The sequence below is a fragment of the Nocardia sp. NPDC050718 genome, from assembly GCF_040654235.1.
Taxonomy (GTDB): Bacteria; Actinomycetota; Actinomycetes; order Mycobacteriales; family Mycobacteriaceae; genus Nocardia.
Window position 1 is genome coordinate 616,020 of sequence record NZ_JBFAHQ010000001.1, and the last position, 17,755, is coordinate 633,774.

Below are 17,755 nucleotides of genomic sequence, written 5' to 3' on the forward strand. Positions count from 1 at the left end.
GTGCGCGGCCCGCTCGGGAAGTCCCGCGCGGGCCGCGCTCGGCTCAGACCGAGACCGGGGTGGGCTCGGGCCGGTCGACCTTGTCGAGGGTGGGCTCGTCGGCCTCGTGCAGCCCGAACCGGTCGTGCAGCCGCACCAGCGGCTTGGGCGCCCACCAGTTCCAGGTGCCCATCATCCGCATCAGGGCGGGCGCGAGCAGGCCGCGGATGACGGTGGCGTCGCTGATCACGGCCAGCGCGCAGCCCAGACCGAACAGCTTCATCATCGACACGCCGGAGGTCGCCACGCCGAGGAAGACGATGCTCATGAGCAGCGCGGCGGCGGTGAAGATGCGGCCGGTGCGGGCCACACCCATGGCGACGGCCTCGGTATTGCCCTCGGTCGTCTTTGGTCCGGCCAGCCATTCCTCCCGGATCCGGGAGAGCAGGAACACCTCGTAGTCCATCGAGGCGCCGAAGGCCAGGCTGAACATGAGGATCGGCATGGCCAGGTTGAGCGTGCCGGTGGCGGTGAAACCGAGCAGCCCCGACAGGTTGCCCTCCTGGAAGATCCACACCATCGCGCCGAACGTCGCCGCCAGCGACAGGATGTTCAGGGCCAGCGCCTTCACCGGGAGCACCACGCTGCCGGTGAACAGGAACAGCAGCACCAGGGTGGTGATCGCGATCAGTGCGCCGGCCAGCGGCAGCTTGCCGGTGATCGCGGTGACGGAGTCCTGATTGAGCGCGGCGGGACCGGTGACCAGGGCCTCCGAGGGTGCGGGGACGGCCCGGATCGCGTCGAGCTGGATCCGGCCAGCGTCGGAGTAGGGGTCGAGCGTGGTCGCGACCGACAGGTACGCGCCCGCCGTCGGGTCCGACATCTCCGGCACGCCCGAGGCCACCCGCCAGCCGTTGCGATAGACGGCGGCGCTGCTGAGCACGGCGGGCACGTCCGGCACCTTGGACAAGGCGAGGGCATAGCCGTCCAGCTCGGCGGGGGTGCCGTGGAACTCCGGCAGCACGATGGTCGCGCTCGCGGCCATGTCGGCGTCGAACTCGGTGCGCAGCACGTCACCGACCTCGCGACTGGCCACGCCGGTGGGCAGCGACCGGTCGTCGGGGTAGCCGAACTGGACGCCGAGGAACGGCGACCCGAGTAGCAGCAGGAACGCGGTGGTCGCCAGCGCGATCGGCAGCGGCCGCTTCATCACGGCGGTGACCAGGCGATACCAGAACGTCTGCTGGGGCAGCTTGTCCACCCGCGGCGGCCGCCGGAACAGCCTGCGCAGTGGTGCGCGCAGGTCGATCGCGTCGATCCGGTCGCCGACCAGGATGAGCAGCGCGGGCAGCACGATCACCGCGGCGGCGGTGGCGGCGGCGACCACCGCGATACCCGCGTACGCGAACGACTTGAAGAAGTACTGCGGGAACACCAGCAGCGCCGACAGCGACAGCGCGACGACCAGCGCCGAGTAGACCACCGTGCGGCCCGCGGTCTGAATCGCCCGCTGCACCGCGGCGGCCGGGGTGGCGCCCGCGGTCAGCTCCTCGCGGTACCGGCTGACGATGAACAGGCTGTAGTCGATCGCCAGCGCCAGCCCGAGCGCGGTGGTCATGTTCAGCGCGAAGATCGACACGTCGGTGACGGCGGTCAGCACGCGCAGGATGCCCAGCGCCGCCGCGATGGCGAACAGACCGATCGCGATGGGCAGCGCCGCGGCCACGACACTGCCGAACACCAGGGCCAGCAGCAGGCCCGTCACCGGGATGGCGACGGCCTCGGCGATCACCAGGTCCTTGCTGATCTGGGTGTTGATATCGGAGAACGAGGCGGCGAGCCCGCCCGCTTCGACCGTCACCGGTCCGCTGTCGACCCGGAGTTCCTCGCTGAGCTTGCCCGCGCGGTCCGGCAGCTGGGCGTCGTCGCCCTCGATGCTGGCCAGGATGAGCGCCCGCTTGCCGTCCTTGCTGCGCAGCGCCTGCTGGAGATCGGGGCGCGAGGTCCAGTACGACTGCACCCCGCTGACGATGTCGGAGTGGCCGCGCAGCTGGGCGATCGCGGTGTCCGCGGCGGCGCGCGCGGCGGGCGAATCGGCGCCGTCCTCGGCGGTCACCAGCAGCACGTAGTTCGGCTCGGAGCCGGGGAAATGGTCGCTCAGGTACTGGCTCGCCTGCACCGAGTCGAGATCATCGGTGACGAATCCGCCCGACTTCATGTGCGAGTGCACGGTGGCGCCGATGGCGCCGCTCAGGATCATCAGCAACAGGGCGACCGCGACGACCAGTCGTGGTCGGGCCACGGCGGCGCGGGCGATTCTCGTCAACATCGTCGAGCTCTCTGCTAGGGATCGTCGGACGTCACCGTATCCCGCAAAGAAATATGCTCGATACCACCCCAAGGTGGAGGTTGTACCACTACCATCTCCGCCCCTGGGCGGTTGTCGAGTACCTGCCCGCTGCTCGCTACGGTGTGGACGAACCGCCGAACAGGGCCTGCCGCAGCAGGGCGAAGACGTCCTGGATCACGTATTGCGGGCGGGCAGGACTCGTCCGCTGACCTCGCCGAGGCCGATGCGGCGGCCCGCGGTGCCCGGCGCGGTTGCGGTGATCGTGACGGTGTCACCGTCGGCGAGGAAGGTCCGCGATTCGTCGCCGACGGCGATGGGTTGCGCACCGCCCCAGGACAATTCGATGAACGACCCGCGCTGGTCGGTCTCCGGTCCGGAGATCGTGCCGGAGGCGTAGAGGTCCCCGGGCCGGATCGAGGCGCCGTTGGCGGTGAGATGGGCGAGCATCTGCGCCGGTGACCAGTACATCCGCGCATAGGGCGGGTGTGCGACCACCTCGCCGTTCCAGCTGACGGCCAGGTCGATGTCGAGGCCGTGATCGTCGCTGCCCCGCAGGTAGGGCAGGGGTGGCGGGTCCTGTGGCGGCAGCGGGACGCGGGCATCGGCGAGCGCGGCGAGCGGGGTGATCCACGCCGCGAGCGACGTGCTGAACGACTTGCCGAGGAACGGGCCGAGCGGCTGGTACTCCCAGGCCTGGATGTCGCGGGCCGACCAGTCGTTGACCAGGGCGACGCCGAAGACGTGGTCGCTGAATTCGTCGACGCGCACCGGAACGCCGAGCGGTGACCCGGTGCCGACCACGAAACCCAGCTCGGCCTCGATATCCAGCCGCCGCGACGGCCCGAAATCCGGTGTGGCCGAATCGGTGCGGCGCTGACCCAGCGGCCGGATGATCGGCGTCCCCGACACCACGACGGTGCCCGCCCGGCCGTGGTAACCCACGGGCAGATGCCGCCAATTCGGCAGCAGCGGTTCGCTGTCCGGCCGGAACAGCCTGCCGAGATTGGTGGCGTGGTCGATGCTCGCGTAGAAGTCGACGTAGTCGCCGATGTGGATCGGCAGCGCCATCTCCACGCCGTTGACCGGGTGCACCGCCTCGATCGGCAGCTCGGTGTCGGCCAGCTCCCGCAGCCGGTCACGCACGGTCCGCCAGTGGTCGGGCCCGGCGGCAAGGAAGGCGTTCATGGACGGCTGGGCGAAGACCGGATCGCCGAGCAGCGCGACGAGGTCGAGCACGGTATCGCCCAGCCGGGCGCCGACCCGGAAGCCGCCCCCCGGCGGCGCGAAGACGCCGTAGGGCAGGTTTTCCGGCCCGAACAGCGAGTCCGGCGCCACCTCCACCCGCAGCAGCCGCCCGCTCATCGCAGCCCCGGTCCGCGGCCCGACCAGGTCCAGGCGTAGGCCGGGTCCTCGCAGGCCAGCGCGCCCTCCCCGAGCTGTAGCGGCCGGAAGGTATCGACCATCACCGCCAGTTCGTCGAAGAACTCGGCGCCGATACTGCGTTCGTAGGCGCCGGGCTGCGGGCCGTGCGCGTAACCGCCGGGGTGCACCGACACCGAACCCTGGGTGATCCCGGAACCCCTGCGCGCCTCGTAGTTTCCGCCGCAATAGAACATGATCTCGTCGGAGTCGACATTGGAGTGGTAGTACGGCACCGGAATCGACAGCGGGTGATAGTCCACCTTGCGCGGCACGAAATTGCAGACCACGAAGTTGATCCCCTCGAACGCCTGATGCGCTGGCGGCGGCTGATGCACCCGGCCGGTGATCGGTTCGAAGTCGGCGATGTTGAAGGTGTACGGATACAGGCAGCCGTCCCAGCCGACCACATCGAACGGGTGCGTCGCGTAGATCATCCTGGTGCCGACCACCTCCGCGCCCGGCCGGTGCTTGACCAGCACCTCCACCTCCGTGCCGGTGGCCAGCAGCGGTTCGGCGGGACCGTGCAGGTCCCGTTCGCAGTAGGGCGAATTCTCCAGCAGCTGGCCGAATTTCGAGAGATAGCGCTTGGGTGGGGTGAGGTGGCTGGACGCCTCTATCACGTACGCGCGCAACGGTTCCTCGCCCGTGGGCAGCCAGCGATGGGTGGTCGCGCGCGGCATGATCAGCTGATCGCCCTGCCGGACCGGGACCGCGCCGAACACGCTCTCCACCACGGCCGCACCCGATTCGACGTAGACCAGCTCGTCGCCGATGGCATTGCGGTACAGCGGGGACGCGCCCTTGGCGACCACATACGAGATGCGCACGTCGGCATTGGCCAGCAGCAGCCTGCGGCCGGTCACCGGGTCGGTCCTGGCGGGGGTGTCACCGGGGAACAGCGCGGGCAGGCGCAGATGACGGTGGCGCAGTGGGTGATTCGGCGTCAGCGACTGATCGGGGAGCTGCCACACGGTCGAGTCGACGATCGCGGGCGGCAGGCCACGGTGGTAGAGCAGCGAGGAGTCACCGGAGAAGCCCTCCTCGCCCATCAGCTCCTCGTAATAGAGGTTGCCGCTCCCATCCCGATGCTGTGTATGCCGCTTCGGTGGCACAGACCCGAGCTGCCGATAGAACGCCACAAGCACACCTCCCGCTACGTCGCAGGTCGGATGATCCTGTCATCCACGGTACCGCTCGGGCGCCGCGAGCCGGGTCAGTCGGAGAACTCCGCGATGACCGGGGCGTGGTCGCTGGCGCCCTTGCCCTTGCGCTCCTCCCGGTCGACCGAGGCGTCCTTCACCTGGTCGGCGAGGGCGGCGGAGGCCAGGATGAAGTCGATGCGCATGCCTTCCTTGCGGGGGAAACGCAGCTGGGTGTAGTCCCAGTAGGTGTAGACGCCGGGGCCGGGCGCGAACGGGCGCATGACATCGCGGAAGCCGCTGTCGAGCATGCCCTGGAACGCGGCCCGCTCGGGCGCGGAGGTGTGGGTCTTGCCCTCGAAGAGTTCCGGGGCCCACACGTCGTCGTCGGTGGGGGCGATGTTCCAGTCGCCGACCAGCGCGATCTTCGCCGCCGGGTCCTCGGTCAGCCAGTCGGTCGCCCGCTCGCGCAGGGTCGACAGCCAGTCGAGCTTGTACGCGTAGTGCGGGTCGTCGAGCGCGCGGCCGTTGGGCACGTACAGGCTCCACACCCGCACCCCGCCGCAGGTCGCGCCGATCGCCCTGGCCTCAACCACCGGCGATTCGATCAGCGAGTCACCGGCGTTCTTGTCGAAACCGGGCTGCCCGGAGAACGCGGTCTCGACGTCGGTGAGCCCGACCCTGGACACGATCGCGACCCCGTTCCACTGGTTCAGCCCGACGTGGGCGACCTCGTAGCCCGCCTGGTCGAACTGCTCGTAGGGGAACTGGTCGTCGCGGCACTTGGTCTCCTGGATCGCCAGGACATCGATGTCGTGGCGGTCGAGGAAAGCGGTCACCCGATCGACGCGGGAGCGGATCGAGTTGACGTTCCAGGTGGCGAGACGCACGGGTCGCGGTCCTTTCCTACGACGCGCTCGGCGGCGCGGCGTAGCGGTAGCTGTGGTGTTCCAGGAAGCCGAGCTCGCGGTAGAGCGCGAGTCCGGTGGCGTTGCCTACCTCCACCTGCACGTAGGCATGGGTGGCGCCGTGCTCGGCGCCCCAGCGGATCAGCTCGGCGCACAGCAGCGAGGCCAGGCCGTTGCGCCGGTGCGCGGTCGCCACCGCGACACAGGTCAGCCCGACCCAGCGTCTGCCGTCCGGCGCGGTGGTGACCGCGCCGCGGCCGATCGCCAGCGCCTCCGGCAGGCCGAGCGAGGCGAACCCGAGCGTGCCGTCGATCACCGAGGTGAGCACCGCGACGTCCGGTTCCCGGACGGCGGGATCGAGCGGGATCTCGCCGCGATACCGGTGCGTGCGCAGCCAGCTCTCGCTCGGCGCGCCGGTGATCTTGACCATCGACGGGCCCTGCGGCAGGACGAAATTCGCGATGTCGAGCCCGAGGACCACGGTCTCGCTCCAGGTGTTCCAGCCCGGCGGCACCGGGGCCAGCCGATCGGGCAGTTGCAGTAGCAGCGGCAGTCCGTTGGCGGTGTACCAATCCGCGATCTTGTGCATGGTGTCGATCGACAGCACCGCGGGCACGCCGGACTCACCCAGCGGCACAGCGGAATTCGCGCGCCCGGTGTAACCGTCGCCCGCCCGCGCGAGCCAGCCGTCGATCCACAGATGCGCGCTGCCGGGCCAGGCGGCGGCCGCCGCGGTCTCCAGCGAGCGGATCTCCTTGGTGCGAATCGGCCGCGGCCCCAGGGCCTTCAGCGCGACGACCCGATCGGGCGCCACCGAGACCAGCTCGCCCTCGGCGGTCCGCACCGATGGCGGACTCAGCGACACCAGCTCGCCGATCACATCGGTGAGCGGCTGGGGATAGCCCTCGGGGAGCTGGTACCGCATGACGACGCGGCGGCCGAGCGGGATCTCAGTCGTCATGGCCGAACGGGTCGGGCACCGTGCCGGGGATCCAGCTCAGACCCGGTGTGCCCCAGCCGTTGCGCTTGATCGCCTTCTTCGCCGCGCGGGCGTTGCGGCCGATCAGCACGTCGACGTAGAGGAAGCCGTCGAGGTGGCCCACCTCGTGCTGGAGCATCCTGGCGAAGAAGCCGGTGCCCTCGATGTCGACCGGCTCGCCCTTCTCGTCGGTCCCGGTGACCCTGGCCCAGTCGGCGCGACCGGTGGGGAACTGCTCGCCCGGCACGGACAGGCAGCCTTCCTCGTCGTCGTCGGGATCGGGCATGGTCTCCGGGATCTCGGAGGTCTCCAGCACCGGGTTGATCACCAGGCCCTTGCGGCGGATCGGCTTGCCCGCGGCGTCGAAGTCGGGGCAGTCGTAGACGAACAGCCGCTTGCCGACCCCGACCTGGTTGGCCGCCAGGCCGACACCCTTGGACTCCTCCAGGGTGTCGTACATGTCCGCGATCAGGTCGGCCAGCTCGGCCGGCGTCTCCGTCACCGGTGCGGTGGGGTTGTGGAGGACGGGGTCACCGACGATCACGATCGGGAGAATTGCCATGAGCGCCATTATCGCCGGTCGCGCGCGTGGGTGAGCGGCGGCCCCTGTGGGGTACGACACCCTACTGGCCCGTAGTCAACACGCCGGGACATCGCTCGGAGGATCCGGCTCCTGCGTGGTTGAATGATCCGCGACGTGCAAGCGTCATTTTCATCTCGTGATACTCGGCGAGGGAGCAAGATGGACGGCGCAGCGGCTCGCAACATCGAGGCGGGAACCACACAGGACACGGCCCCCGACGAAGGCAGCGGGCTGAGTCGCCGTGAGCTCGACATCCTCGACTTCGAACGCAAATGGTGGAAGTACGCGGGCGCCAAGGAAGACGCGATCCGCGAGCTGTTCGCCATGTCGGCCACCAGGTACTACCAGGTGCTCAACGCGGTCGTCGACAAGGACGAGGCGCTGGCGGCGGACCCGATGCTGGTCAAGCGCCTGCGCAGGCTGCGGGCCAGCAGGCAGAAGGCTCGCGCAGCACGCCGACTCGGTTTCCAGGTCTGACATGAGGGCCACACAGCACCGGTTGCGACTAGGGTTGCGCGGGTGAGCAACCCGAATCCCACCCCCGGCGGCCCGCCGCTGCGCGCGCTGGCGATGGTGTTGATCGCCCTGGCCATCGTTTTCGCGGGTCTGGGTGCGATGTCGTTGTCGAACTCCGATGCCGACTCCGCCGATTCGGCCGAGCCGACCGAGACGACGACGTCGAGCGTGGTCGCGCAGGCGCCGGCCACCACGGCCGTCGCGACGACCACCAGCGCGGCCGCTGCCCCGACCACCGCCAAGACCACCACGACGACGGTCGCGCCGACCACCACGGCGGCGCCGAGCACCGCGCCCGCGGCCACGGTCGACCAGAGTGTGCCCGTGCGGGTGCTGAACAACAGCCTGGTCGCCGGCCTGGCCGCGCGCACCGCGGGCGAGCTGACCTCGTCGGGCTGGAGCAACGTGAGCACCGGCAACTACAGCGGCGAGAACCTCACCACCACCACGGTGTTCTACGGCGGCGGCGCGGGCGACAAGGCCGCGGCCACCGAGATCGCCGCGGAGATCGGCGGGACCGTCGCGCCGAAGACCGGCGACACCTCGCCGGGCGTTGTCGTCGTACTGACCGGTCGCTGAACGAGGCTCGGCACGCGGTGCCGAGTGGGGAACGTGCGCTGTGGCATCATCTTGAGCGGTACAGCCCCTGTCCACCCAGCTTTACTCGTTAAACTCGGTACTCGTAAAGGAGTTCCCTGATGGCCACGTCGACAACTCGTCGCCCGTCCTGGCGCATTGTGACCCCGGTGCTGGCGGTTGCCGCGTTCGGGCTCGCCGCTTGCTCCAACAGCCAGGAGTCGAGTGACGTCAAGGGAACCACGCCGCCGGTGTGGACCAGCTCGCCCGCGCCCGCGGGTTCCGGTACCGAGCACGGCGGCGGCCACGGCACCCCGACGACCGCGAACCACGGCGGCGGCGACCACGGCGCGCCCGCGGCCGGCGGCCTGAAGACCGAGCTCAAGTCGGGTTCCGGCGCGAGCGTCGGCACCGCGACCTTCGTCACCGAGGGCAGCCACCTGGTGGTCACCGTCGAGGCGCAGGGCCTCACCCCGGGCTTCCACGGCCTGCACTTCCACCAGAACGGCACCTGTGAGGGCGACTTCACCTCGGCCGGCGGTCATCTGCAGGTCGGCGCGGCCAACGCGCACCCGGCCAGCGGCGACCTGACCTCGCTGCAGGTCGGTGCCGACGGCACCGCCAAGCTGGTCACCCGCACCGACACCGTCACCCTGGACAACATCAAGGGCAAGGCGCTGATCGTGCACTCCGGCGCCGACAACTTCGGCAACATCCCGTCCCGGTACACCCGCGAGGGTGGCACCGGCCCCGACGAGACCACGCTGTCCACCGGTGACGCGGGCTCCCGGGTCGCCTGCGGCGTGGTCGGTTAGCGAGACGCACATGGCCGGGGCAATCCAGTCGGTACCCTTCCCAGGTTCGCCCCGGCCCACCATCGGCATCGAATGGGAGATCGCGCTCGTCGACAAGGTGACGCGCGATCTGTCCAACACCGCCTCGGCGGTCTTCGACGCCGTCGGTGACCGGCGTGCCCACGACGGCACGCCCCAGGTGACCAAGGAATTGCTGCGCAACACCGTCGAATTGGTGACCGGTGTGCACGACACGGTCGGCGGCGCGGTCGAGGACCTGCGCGGCACCATGGACGCGGTGCGCCGCGCGGCCGATCCGCTCGGCGTCGACCTGTTCTGCGCGGGCACCCATCCGTTCGCGCAGTGGTCGGCCCAGCAGCTCACCCGCTCACCGCATTACGACGAGCTGATCGAGCGCACCCAGTGGTGGGGCCGCCAGATGCTGATCTGGGGCGTGCACGTGCACGTGGGAGTCTCGCACCGGGACAAGGTCTTTCCGATCCTGAACTCGCTGCTGCTGTCGTACCCGCATCTGCTCGCGCTCTCGGCCTCCTCGCCGATGTGGTCCGGCGACGACACCGGCTACGCCAGCAACCGCGCGCTGATGTTCCAGCAGCTGCCGACCGCCGGGCTGCCGTTCCAGTTCGAGAACTGGCCGCAGTTCGAGGGTTTCGTGCACGACCAGCTCAAAACCGGTGTGTTCGAACAGCTCGGCGGCATGCACTGGGACATCCGGCCCGCGCCCAAGTGGGGCACCATCGAGATCCGGGTGTGCGACGGGCTGTCCAGCCGGGCCGAACTGGCCGCGGTGGCCGCGCTGATCCACTGCCTCGTCGTCGATCTGGAACGCAGGCTGGACGCGGGCGAGGACCTGCCGACGCTGCCGCCGTGGCACGTGCAGGAGAACAAATGGCGCGCCGCGCGCTATGGGCTCGACGCGATCGTGATCGTCGACGACGCCAGCAATGAGCGTTTGGTCACAGACGATCTGATGGAACTGCTGAACAAACTAGAGCCGACCGCCAAGCGTTTGGGCTGCTCGGACGAATTGGCCTCGGTCGCCGACATTCCCCGCCACGGTGCCTCCTACCAGCGGCAACGCCGAGTCGCGGCGCAATCGCAGGGTGATCTTGTCGCCGTCGTGGATTCGCTGGTGCGGGAGCTGGATCAGTAGCGTTCAGCTGCACGGCGGGGTGGCGTTAACCCGCCGTTTACGATGGCTGGATGCTTGTCGAACATCCGCGCACCGATGCGGGGGGTGCCGCCCAACGGAGCCGTCTGCGTGAGCCACGCACCCTCGCCGTCGTCGCGGTGTCGGCGGTGCTCGCGCTGCTGGTCGGATTGCAGATCGCCGCCTGGGTCAGCGGGTTCGACGGCCCGCTCGCGAGCCTGGCGCGCGACTACATCGGGACGCCGAAATCGATGTCGGTGCCGTGGGCCGGTCTGCTGCTCGCCCTCGTCGGGGTGAACGCGCGCAGGCGGCTGTACGCGGTGGCCGCCGCGATCGGGGTCGACGCGATCTACGTCGCGCTGCGGCTGCTCGACGGCAAGCCGTTCACCGTCGGCAACGGACCGACCATCGTCCTGACCGGCCTGGTGATCGTGGCGGCCGTGCGCTGGCGTGGGCGCGAACGCACCGACGCGCTGAAGGCGGCGGCGCTGGGCGCGCTGCTGGTGCTCGCGACCAAGGTGGGCGATGTGTGGCTGCACGTCACCTCGGCGGTGCGGCCCTCGGTGCTCGACGAATACCTGGTCCTCGCCGATCACGCGCTCGGTGACCCGTCCTGGGTCCTCGGCCGGGTGCTCGAGGTGCTCGGGCCCGAGGTGTACGGCGTGCTGCACTGGGTCTACATCGAGCTGCCGGTGGCCGCCATCGTGGTCGCGGTGTGGCAGTTGCGCCGGGTCGTCCCGACGGGGGAGTGGCCGACGCACTACCTGGTCCGCACGTTCCTGGTGCTCGGTCTGGTCGGTCCGCTGTTCTACGTGCTGTTCCCGGTCGTCGGGCCGATGTTCGCGTTCGGCGCGGACGGGCACGGCTTCCAGGTCGGCAACTTCTGGCCCTCGCTGCTGCCGCCGATCGATCACAACCCGGCCGCGCTGCCGTTCGACGCGTTCACCCCGCGCAACTGCATGCCGTCGATGCACACCGCCTGGGCGCTGTCGCTGTTCATCCACACCCGCCGCGATGTCGACGGGTCACGGGCGCCGGCCTGGCTGCGCTGGGGCGGCGCGTTCTGGCTGGCCGCGACCGTGGCCGCCACGCTCGGGTTCGGGTACCACTACGGCGTCGATCTGGTGGCTGGCGCGGTGCTGTGCCTGACCGTCGAGTCGGCGCTGCGGGCGCCCGAACGCGGCTGGGGCGCGTTCCGGGTGCGGATGGTCGGCTTCGGCGCGGTGGTGTTCGCCGCGCTGCTGCTGTCGTTCCGGTACCTCGCGGTGCCGATGGCCGAATACCCGGTGCTCGCGGGCGCCGTCGTCCTCGGGCTGCTGGCGGCGGTGGCCGCGGCGTTCCACGCGACCTGGTTCGCGGCGGCGCCGCGGCGGGAGCTCGCGCCGGTCGTCGGTTAGTCGTCGGCGTCGCGGCCGAGCTCGTTGATCCGCAGCAGGCCGTCGCGGTGCCGCTGTTCACGGTAGGCGGTGCGGCCGAGGAGATGGGCGATGACGGGCGCGGTGATGATGGTGAACAGGCCGGTCAGCACCAGCATCCAGACGTTGACGTCGCCCCTGATGTCGATGCCGGTGCCGATCATCACCAGCACCAGCCCGACCACCTGCGGCTTGGTCGCGGCGTGCATGCGGGTGAGGGTGTCGGGAAAGCGCACGATGCCGATGGCGGCGGTGACCGCGAGCACGCAGCCGGTCAGGATGAGCACGGCCGAGACCCACTCCCACGCCGTCATCGGTCGTCCCTGACGCGGAAGCGCGAGACCGCGGCCGAGCCGAGGAAGCCGACCAGGGCCAGCGCCACGATGGCCGGGATCACCGTGGTGTCGTTGCTGTAGGCGGCCCAGACCGCGAGCCCGGACGCGGCGATGGCCATCAGCGAGTCGATCCCGACGACCCGGTCCAGGGTGCTCGGCCCGGCCAGTACCCGGTAGCTGGTGATCACCGCGGCGGCGGTCAGCAGGATGCCCGCGAGCACGGCGACGACCGTCATGACCGCACCTCCGGGCCAGGGTCGAGCCTGCGGCGTTCGCTCGGCCGTTCGAAGGCGTTGATCAGCAGATGCTCCAATCGCCGGGTGGTGCGGTAGAACTTCAGCACCGATTTCTCGCTGCCCACGTCGAGCACGTGGACGTAGACCACGCACCGCGGCCGGTCCAGCTCGAGCACCATGGTGCCGGGAATCAGGTTCAGCAGGTCGGTGGCCATCACCAGGACCAGATCGGACTGGATGCCCAGGTGCACGCGCAGCACACCGGAGACCGGTGGACCGGCGGGCCGGATCGCGAACCAGGCCACCTGCGCGCTCGACTCGAGCGCGTAATAGGCGCTGACCACGATCAATTCGAGGAACGACAGCGGATGGAACCGGCCGGTCACCGGGACCATGGGCAGCGGCAGCGCGAAGACCACGATCAGCGCGACGACGAAGCCGGCCACGACATTGGCCGCGCTCAGGTCGCCCCAGAGCGCGACCCAGACCGCGGTCAGCCACGCGAGCACCCCGATCCGCAGCACGTTGTCGCGGTTGACCAGCCGCCCGAGCGTCATCGCGGCTCCGATCCGAGCACCGAACCGATGTAGACCGCCGGATCGTCCAGGTCGGCGGCCGCCCGTTCGGCGATGCCGAGGATCGGCCCGGCGAGCACCGTCAGCGCCAGCCCGGCGGTGACCAGGCTCGCGGTCGCCAGCACCATCAGCGCGGGCATCCGGCCTGGGTCGGTGCGGTCCTCGTAGTGCACATCGGTGGAATCCTCCACCAGGGTGGGCGGTTTCGCCGCGGTGAGATGACCCTCCGGCGCCTCCTCGCGCGGTCGCCAGAACGCCTTGCTCCACACCCGCGCCACCGCGTACAGCGTCAGCAGGCTGGTGATCACCGAGCCCGCGACCAGCACCCAGGCCAGCACGCTGCCGTCGGCCGCGCCCGCCTCCAGCAGCGCGACCTTGCCGATGAACCCCGAGAACGGCGGAATGCCGCCGAGATTCAGCGCGGGGACCAGGAACAGCACGCCGAGCAGCGGACTCGCGGTGGCCAGCCCGCCGATCCGGCGCAGCGAGACCGACCCCGCCTGGCGCTCGATCAGACCGACGGCCAGGAACAGCCCGGTCTGCACGAGGATGTGGTGGGCGACGTAGAAGACCGCGCCGGTCAGCCCCGCCGTGGTGGCGAGGCCGATGCCGAAGACCATGTAGCCGATGTGGCTGACCAGGGTGAACGAGAGCAGTCGCCGGATATCGGTCTGCGCGATCGCGCCGAGGATGCCGACGAGCATCGTCGCCAGTCCGCACACCAGCAGGATGTTGTCGAACGCGCCGTCGGGGAACCACAGGGTGTGGGTGCGGATAATCGCGTACACCCCGACCTTGGTGAGCAGACCGGCGAAGACCGCGGTCACCGGCGCGGGCGCGGTGGGGTAGGAGTCGGGCAGCCAGCTCGACAGCGGGAACACCGCCGCCTTGATCCCGAACGCCACCAGCAGCACCGCGTAGCAGGCGGTGCGCACGCCGCTCGGGGTGGCGTCCAGGCGCACGGCCAGCTGCGCCAGATTCAGGGTTCCGGTGGCGGCGTAGGTGATGCCGATGCCGATCAGGAAGATCAGCGACGACACCATCGACACCATCACATACGCGATGCCGGTGCGGATGCGCTCCTCGGTCGCGCCGACGGTGAGCAGCACGAACGAGGCGACCAGCAGGACCTCGAAGCCGACGAACAGGTTGAACAGGTCGCCGGCGAGGAACGCGGTCGAGACCCCCGCGGTCAGCACCAGGTAGGTGGGCCGGTAGATCGAGGTCGGCTGGTGCTCGTCGCCGTCGGAGATGTTCTGGCCCGCACCGTAGATCGACACCACCAGCAGCACGAAGGCCGACACCAGCAGCATCGCCGCCGAGAGCCGGTCCACCACCAGCGTGATCCCGATCGGCGACGGCCAGCCGCCCACCTGGACCGCGGTGGTGCCGTCGCGATCGGCCAGGTACAGCAGCAGCGCGCTGATCACCAGCACGCACGTCAGCGCGCTCAGCGAGATCATCGCCTGGAGCCGTGGGCGGCGGCCGAACACCAGGGTCGCCGCGGCGCCGAGCAGCGGGACCAGCACCGGCAGCGCGGCGAGGGCGGGGAGCAGATCCGGGGACAGGGTCACTGTTCGGGATCCTCCTGTTCCCGCCGGGCGGCGATCTGCGCGTCCTCGGGGTCGTTGTCGACGTCCTCGCTGGTGGTCAGCATGTAGGAGCGGTAGGCCAGCGCGAGCACGAACGCGGCCAGCCCCATGGTGATGACGATGGCGGTGAGGACCATGGCCTGGGCCAGCGGATCGGCCATGCCCTCGTGCGCGGTGTCGGAACTGCCGAGGATGGGCGGCCGCCCGTCGGGGCCGCCCATGGTGAGGATCAGCAGGTTCACCGCGTTGCCGAGCAGGATCATCCCGAGCAGCATCTTCGAGACCACCCGCTCGAGCAGCAGGTACACCCCGCACGCGGTGAGCGCGCCGATGGTGATCAGCAGAATCAGGTTCGCGCTCATACGAGTTCCTTGTCCAGGCGGGCGCCGAGGCTGCGCAGCACGTCGAGGACCAGGCCGACCACGACCAGGTAGACACCGAGGTCGAAGAACATCGCGGTGACCAGCTTGATGTGGCCGAGCACCGGCAGCGTCACCTCGATGATCGCCGAGGACAGCGGCGGCGCGCCGAGCAGCAGCGAGGCGGTCGCGGTGCCAGCGGCCAGGGTGAGCCCGGCGCCGAGCAGGTGCCCGGCGTCGACCGGCAGCGCCTCGCCCAGTTCGTAGCGTCCACCCGCCAGGTAGCGCAGGGTCAGCGCGAGCCCGGCGACCAGGCCGCCCGCGAAGCCGCCGCCCGGCGCGTTGTGCCCGGAGAAGAAGAAGTACACCGACAGCACCATGATGGTGGGGAAGATCAGCCGGGTGGTGATCTGCAGGACCATCGAGCGGTAGCGCCGGTCGACCAGCCGGGCGGCGGGCAGCCAGCTCACCGCGTCGGGATCGTAGTTCGGCGCGTCGGCCGCGCGGGGCGCGCTGCCGAAGCGTCTGCTGCGGAACACCAGCGAGGCGACGCCGGTCGCGGCGACGACGAGCACCGAGATCTCGCCCAGGGTGTCCCAGGCGCGGATGTCGACGAGCAGCACGTTCACCGCGTTCTTGCCGCCGCCGATCCGGTAGGCGGCGTCCGGGATGGCCTGCCAGATCGGTTCGGCGCGCCGCGCGGCGGTGGCGAACGCGGCCAGCACCGCGACGGTGATCCCGACGCCGATCGCGAGCAGTGCCCGGCGGACCTTGAAGGCGGTCGCCTGGTCCTCGGCGATCTCGGCGGGGAACGCGCGCAGCACCAGCACGAAGATCACCAGCGTCAGCGTCTCGACCAGGAATTGGGTCAGCGCCAGGTCGGGCGCGCCGTGCAGCGCGAAGATCACGCCGCAGCCGTACCCGGTGACCCCGACGACGAGCACGCTGGCCAACCGGTTGCGCAGCACCGTCGCGGCCAGCGCCATCGCGATCATGATCGCCCCGATCGCGGCTTGCAGCGGCGAATCCCACAGCCGCAGTTCCACGCCGGTCCGGGTGCCCAGCGCCAGCAGCACCGTCGGCAGCACGATCAGGGTGCCGAGGATGGTGGCCTGGCTGGCGGGCAGCGAGCCGGACTGCACGGTGCCGGTGATCTTCAGCGAGAGCCGGTCCATCGCCCGCAGCGCGGCGTCGTAGGCGCGGTCGGCGTTGCCGAGGCGCGGATGGACCGGTTCGTCGATCCGGCCGCGGATCAGGAACAGCGCGACACCGGCGGCGATGATGAACAGCGTCAGCACCAGCGGCCAGGTGAGGTCGTGCCAGAGCGCGAGATGGGCGTCCAGTTCGCCGGGCAGTGTGTGGGCGTAGGGGCTCAGCCAGCGGTCGACGTCGGTCGTGTCCAGCCCGCCCGCGACGCCCGCCACGGCGAGCACCGCGGGCGGGGCGAGCAGCAGCGCGCCCGGCGCGTGCCAGGTCATCGGGCGGGCCGGATCCGCGGTCTTGCCGAACGCGCCCCAGATGAACCGGGTGCTGTAGGCCACCGTGAACGCCGAGCCGATCGCGATGCCGGCCAGCTCGGCCAGCTTGACCGGGGTCGTCAGCACCTCCGCCGACCACACCGAGGTCAGCGCCGACTCCTTGCCGACGAAGCCGAGCAGCGGCGCGATCCCGGCCATGCTCAGCGCGGCGACGACGGCGGTCGCGCACAACCACGGCGCCCGCCGCCCGAGCCCGGACAGCTCACGCAGGTCGCGCGTGCCCGCGCCGTGATCGATGATGCCGACCACCATGAACAGACAGGCCTTGAACAGCGCGTGCGCCACCAGCAGGGTGATCCCGGCCAGCGCCGCGTCCGGCGTGCCGATCGCCATCATCGTCATCAGCAGGCCCAGCTGGCTGACGGTGCCGAACGCCAGCACCAGCTTGAGGTCGTATACCTGCATCGCCCGCCAGCCGGCCAGCAGGATGGAGACGAGGCCGAGCGGCAGCAGCATCGCGTGCCAGGGCGGGGTCTGGGCGAAGGCGGGCGCGAGCCGGGCCACCAGATAGATGCCCGCCTTCACCATCGCGGCCGCGTGCAGATACGCGCTGACGGGGGTCGGCGCGGCCATCGCGCCGGGGAGCCAGAAGTGCAGCGGGACGATCGCCGATTTGCTGATCGCGCCGATGAGTACCAGCCCGATCCCGACCGAGACCGCCGTCCCGCCGGGCGGCGCGGTCGCGAGCAGATCCGACAGCAGGAAACTGCCGTAGCGGTTGCCGAGGACGATGATCCCGACCAGCATCGCCAGCCCGCCCGCACCGGTCACCAGCAGCGCCTGGATCGCCGCCCGCCTGCTCACCGCCCGCTCGGCGTAGTGGCCGACCAGCAGGAACGACAGCACGGTCGTGATTTCCCAGAACACGTACAGCAGCAGCATGTTGTCGCTGGTGACCAGGCCGAACATGGCACCGGCGAAACCGATCAGCTCGGCGGCGAAGACCCCGAGCCTGACCTCGTCGCGATCGAAGTAGCGGCCGCAGTAGGCCAGGATCAGCGCGCCGATGCCGAGCACCAGCGTGCACATCACCGCGGCGAGGGAATCGAAGCGCAGGTCGATGTCCATCGAAATCTGCGGCGCCCATTGCACATGCGTGCGCACGGTCGTGCCCCAGTGCGCGAGCACCCAGCCCAGACTGCCGAGCGGAACCAGGGCGAGCAGGTAGAAAGCGTTGCGGCCCAGCACTCGTACACACAGCGGGGCCACCAGTGCGGCCAGCGCGTGGGCGAGTAGAACGGCGAGCAACTCCTCCTCCGTCTTTCGGTGGCGGTCGAGTAGTGCGCCC

Annotated in this window: 17 protein-coding genes; 5 read left to right on the forward strand and 12 right to left on the reverse strand. The window is 70.2% G+C overall.

Annotation, left to right across the window (positions count from 1 at the left end):
* Positions 1-43 precede the first annotated feature (43 nt).
* The 6 genes from AB0H54_RS02880 to AB0H54_RS02905 form a co-directional block, all read right to left on the reverse strand.
* Positions 44-2,308, reverse strand: a complete 2,265-nt coding sequence (locus AB0H54_RS02880; protein WP_357342339.1) for an MMPL family transporter — start codon at positions 2,306-2,308, stop codon at positions 44-46.
* Positions 2,309-2,503: 195 nt separating this feature from the next.
* Positions 2,504-3,691 (reverse strand): fumarylacetoacetase, encoded by a 1,188-nt coding sequence (fahA, locus tag AB0H54_RS02885; protein ID WP_357342341.1) that lies wholly within the window; start codon positions 3,689-3,691, stop codon positions 2,504-2,506.
* A complete protein-coding gene (locus AB0H54_RS02890; RefSeq protein ID WP_357342343.1) occupies positions 3,688-4,890 on the reverse strand; it encodes a homogentisate 1,2-dioxygenase domain-containing protein in 1,203 nt (400 codons plus the stop codon). The genes fahA and AB0H54_RS02890 overlap by 4 nt, the downstream gene beginning before the upstream one ends.
* Before the next feature lie 74 nt (positions 4,891-4,964).
* Positions 4,965-5,780, reverse strand: coding sequence for an exodeoxyribonuclease III (locus AB0H54_RS02895; RefSeq protein ID WP_357342345.1), 816 nt, complete (start codon positions 5,778-5,780; stop codon positions 4,965-4,967).
* A 16-nt stretch (positions 5,781-5,796) separates the two neighbouring features.
* On the reverse strand, positions 5,797-6,759 hold the full coding sequence (locus AB0H54_RS02900; protein ID WP_357342346.1) for a GNAT family N-acetyltransferase: 963 nt from the start codon (positions 6,757-6,759) through the stop codon (positions 5,797-5,799).
* Entirely contained in the window at positions 6,749-7,339 is a 591-nt protein-coding gene (locus tag AB0H54_RS02905; protein ID WP_355274398.1) for a peptide deformylase, read from the reverse strand. Before AB0H54_RS02905 ends, AB0H54_RS02900 begins: the two co-directional genes overlap by 11 nt.
* A 180-nt stretch (positions 7,340-7,519) precedes the next feature.
* Here AB0H54_RS02905 and AB0H54_RS02910 point away from each other — a divergent pair, with 180 nt between their 5' ends.
* The 5 genes from AB0H54_RS02910 to AB0H54_RS02930 all read left to right on the forward strand — a co-directional run bounded on the left by AB0H54_RS02910 (position 7,520) and on the right by AB0H54_RS02930 (position 11,814).
* Complete coding sequence (locus tag AB0H54_RS02910) at positions 7,520-7,837, forward strand: DUF3263 domain-containing protein (protein ID WP_355274395.1); 318 nt, start codon at positions 7,520-7,522, stop codon at positions 7,835-7,837.
* 42 nt (positions 7,838-7,879) lie between these two features.
* Positions 7,880-8,455 (forward strand): LytR C-terminal domain-containing protein, encoded by a 576-nt coding sequence (locus AB0H54_RS02915; RefSeq protein WP_357342349.1) that lies wholly within the window; start codon positions 7,880-7,882, stop codon positions 8,453-8,455.
* A 119-nt stretch (positions 8,456-8,574) separates the two neighbouring features.
* Entirely contained in the window at positions 8,575-9,267 is a 693-nt protein-coding gene (locus AB0H54_RS02920) for a superoxide dismutase family protein (RefSeq protein WP_357342350.1), read from the forward strand.
* A gap of 10 nt (positions 9,268-9,277) precedes the next feature.
* A complete protein-coding gene (locus AB0H54_RS02925) occupies positions 9,278-10,420 on the forward strand; it encodes a glutamate--cysteine ligase (RefSeq protein WP_355274388.1) in 1,143 nt (380 codons plus the stop codon).
* A gap of 50 nt (positions 10,421-10,470) precedes the next feature.
* Positions 10,471-11,814 carry a DUF5933 domain-containing protein gene (locus AB0H54_RS02930; RefSeq protein ID WP_357342352.1) on the forward strand — a complete coding sequence of 448 codons (1,344 nt, stop codon included), beginning with the start codon at positions 10,471-10,473 and terminating at the stop codon, positions 11,812-11,814.
* On the opposite strand, the gene mnhG is transcribed toward AB0H54_RS02930, so the two are convergent.
* From mnhG to AB0H54_RS02960, 6 genes are read right to left on the reverse strand one after another with little or no spacing between them, the layout of a single operon-like run.
* Positions 11,811-12,146 carry a monovalent cation/H(+) antiporter subunit G gene (mnhG, locus tag AB0H54_RS02935; RefSeq protein WP_355274383.1) on the reverse strand — a complete coding sequence of 112 codons (336 nt, stop codon included), beginning with the start codon at positions 12,144-12,146 and terminating at the stop codon, positions 11,811-11,813. The two genes, AB0H54_RS02930 and mnhG, sit on opposite strands and share 4 nt — an antisense overlap.
* Complete coding sequence (locus AB0H54_RS02940; RefSeq protein ID WP_355274380.1) at positions 12,143-12,403, reverse strand: monovalent cation/H+ antiporter complex subunit F; 261 nt, start codon at positions 12,401-12,403, stop codon at positions 12,143-12,145. Before AB0H54_RS02940 ends, mnhG begins: the two co-directional genes overlap by 4 nt.
* A complete protein-coding gene (locus AB0H54_RS02945; RefSeq protein ID WP_355274378.1) occupies positions 12,400-12,960 on the reverse strand; it encodes a Na+/H+ antiporter subunit E in 561 nt (186 codons plus the stop codon). The genes AB0H54_RS02940 and AB0H54_RS02945 overlap by 4 nt, the downstream gene beginning before the upstream one ends.
* Complete coding sequence (locus AB0H54_RS02950) at positions 12,957-14,552, reverse strand: Na+/H+ antiporter subunit D (RefSeq protein ID WP_357342355.1); 1,596 nt, start codon at positions 14,550-14,552, stop codon at positions 12,957-12,959. Before AB0H54_RS02950 ends, AB0H54_RS02945 begins: the two co-directional genes overlap by 4 nt.
* Complete coding sequence (locus tag AB0H54_RS02955) at positions 14,549-14,932, reverse strand: Na(+)/H(+) antiporter subunit C (RefSeq protein ID WP_357342356.1); 384 nt, start codon at positions 14,930-14,932, stop codon at positions 14,549-14,551. Before AB0H54_RS02955 ends, AB0H54_RS02950 begins: the two co-directional genes overlap by 4 nt.
* On the reverse strand, positions 14,929-17,715 hold the full coding sequence (locus AB0H54_RS02960) for a Na+/H+ antiporter subunit A (RefSeq protein WP_357342358.1): 2,787 nt from the start codon (positions 17,713-17,715) through the stop codon (positions 14,929-14,931). The genes AB0H54_RS02955 and AB0H54_RS02960 overlap by 4 nt, the downstream gene beginning before the upstream one ends.
* Positions 17,716-17,755 lie beyond the last annotated feature (40 nt).

Coding starts and splice junctions, on each gene's coding strand:
- AB0H54_RS02880 (WP_357342339.1), bottom strand. CDS start 2,308: ATGTTGACGAGAATCGCCCGCGCCGCCGTGGCCCGACCACGACTGGTC.
- fahA (WP_357342341.1), bottom strand. CDS start 3,691: ATGAGCGGGCGGCTGCTGCGGGTGGAGGTGGCGCCGGACTCGCTGTTC.
- AB0H54_RS02900 (WP_357342346.1), bottom strand. CDS start 6,759: ATGACGACTGAGATCCCGCTCGGCCGCCGCGTCGTCATGCGGTACCAG.
- AB0H54_RS02905 (WP_355274398.1), bottom strand. CDS start 7,339: ATGGCAATTCTCCCGATCGTGATCGTCGGTGACCCCGTCCTCCACAAC.
- AB0H54_RS02910 (WP_355274395.1), top strand. CDS start 7,520: ATGGACGGCGCAGCGGCTCGCAACATCGAGGCGGGAACCACACAGGAC.
- AB0H54_RS02920 (WP_357342350.1), top strand. CDS start 8,575: ATGGCCACGTCGACAACTCGTCGCCCGTCCTGGCGCATTGTGACCCCG.
- AB0H54_RS02925 (WP_355274388.1), top strand. CDS start 9,278: ATGGCCGGGGCAATCCAGTCGGTACCCTTCCCAGGTTCGCCCCGGCCC.
- AB0H54_RS02930 (WP_357342352.1), top strand. CDS start 10,471: ATGCTTGTCGAACATCCGCGCACCGATGCGGGGGGTGCCGCCCAACGG.
- mnhG (WP_355274383.1), bottom strand. CDS start 12,146: ATGACGGCGTGGGAGTGGGTCTCGGCCGTGCTCATCCTGACCGGCTGC.
- AB0H54_RS02940 (WP_355274380.1), bottom strand. CDS start 12,403: ATGACGGTCGTCGCCGTGCTCGCGGGCATCCTGCTGACCGCCGCCGCG.
- AB0H54_RS02945 (WP_355274378.1), bottom strand. CDS start 12,960: ATGACGCTCGGGCGGCTGGTCAACCGCGACAACGTGCTGCGGATCGGG.
- AB0H54_RS02955 (WP_357342356.1), bottom strand. CDS start 14,932: ATGAGCGCGAACCTGATTCTGCTGATCACCATCGGCGCGCTCACCGCG.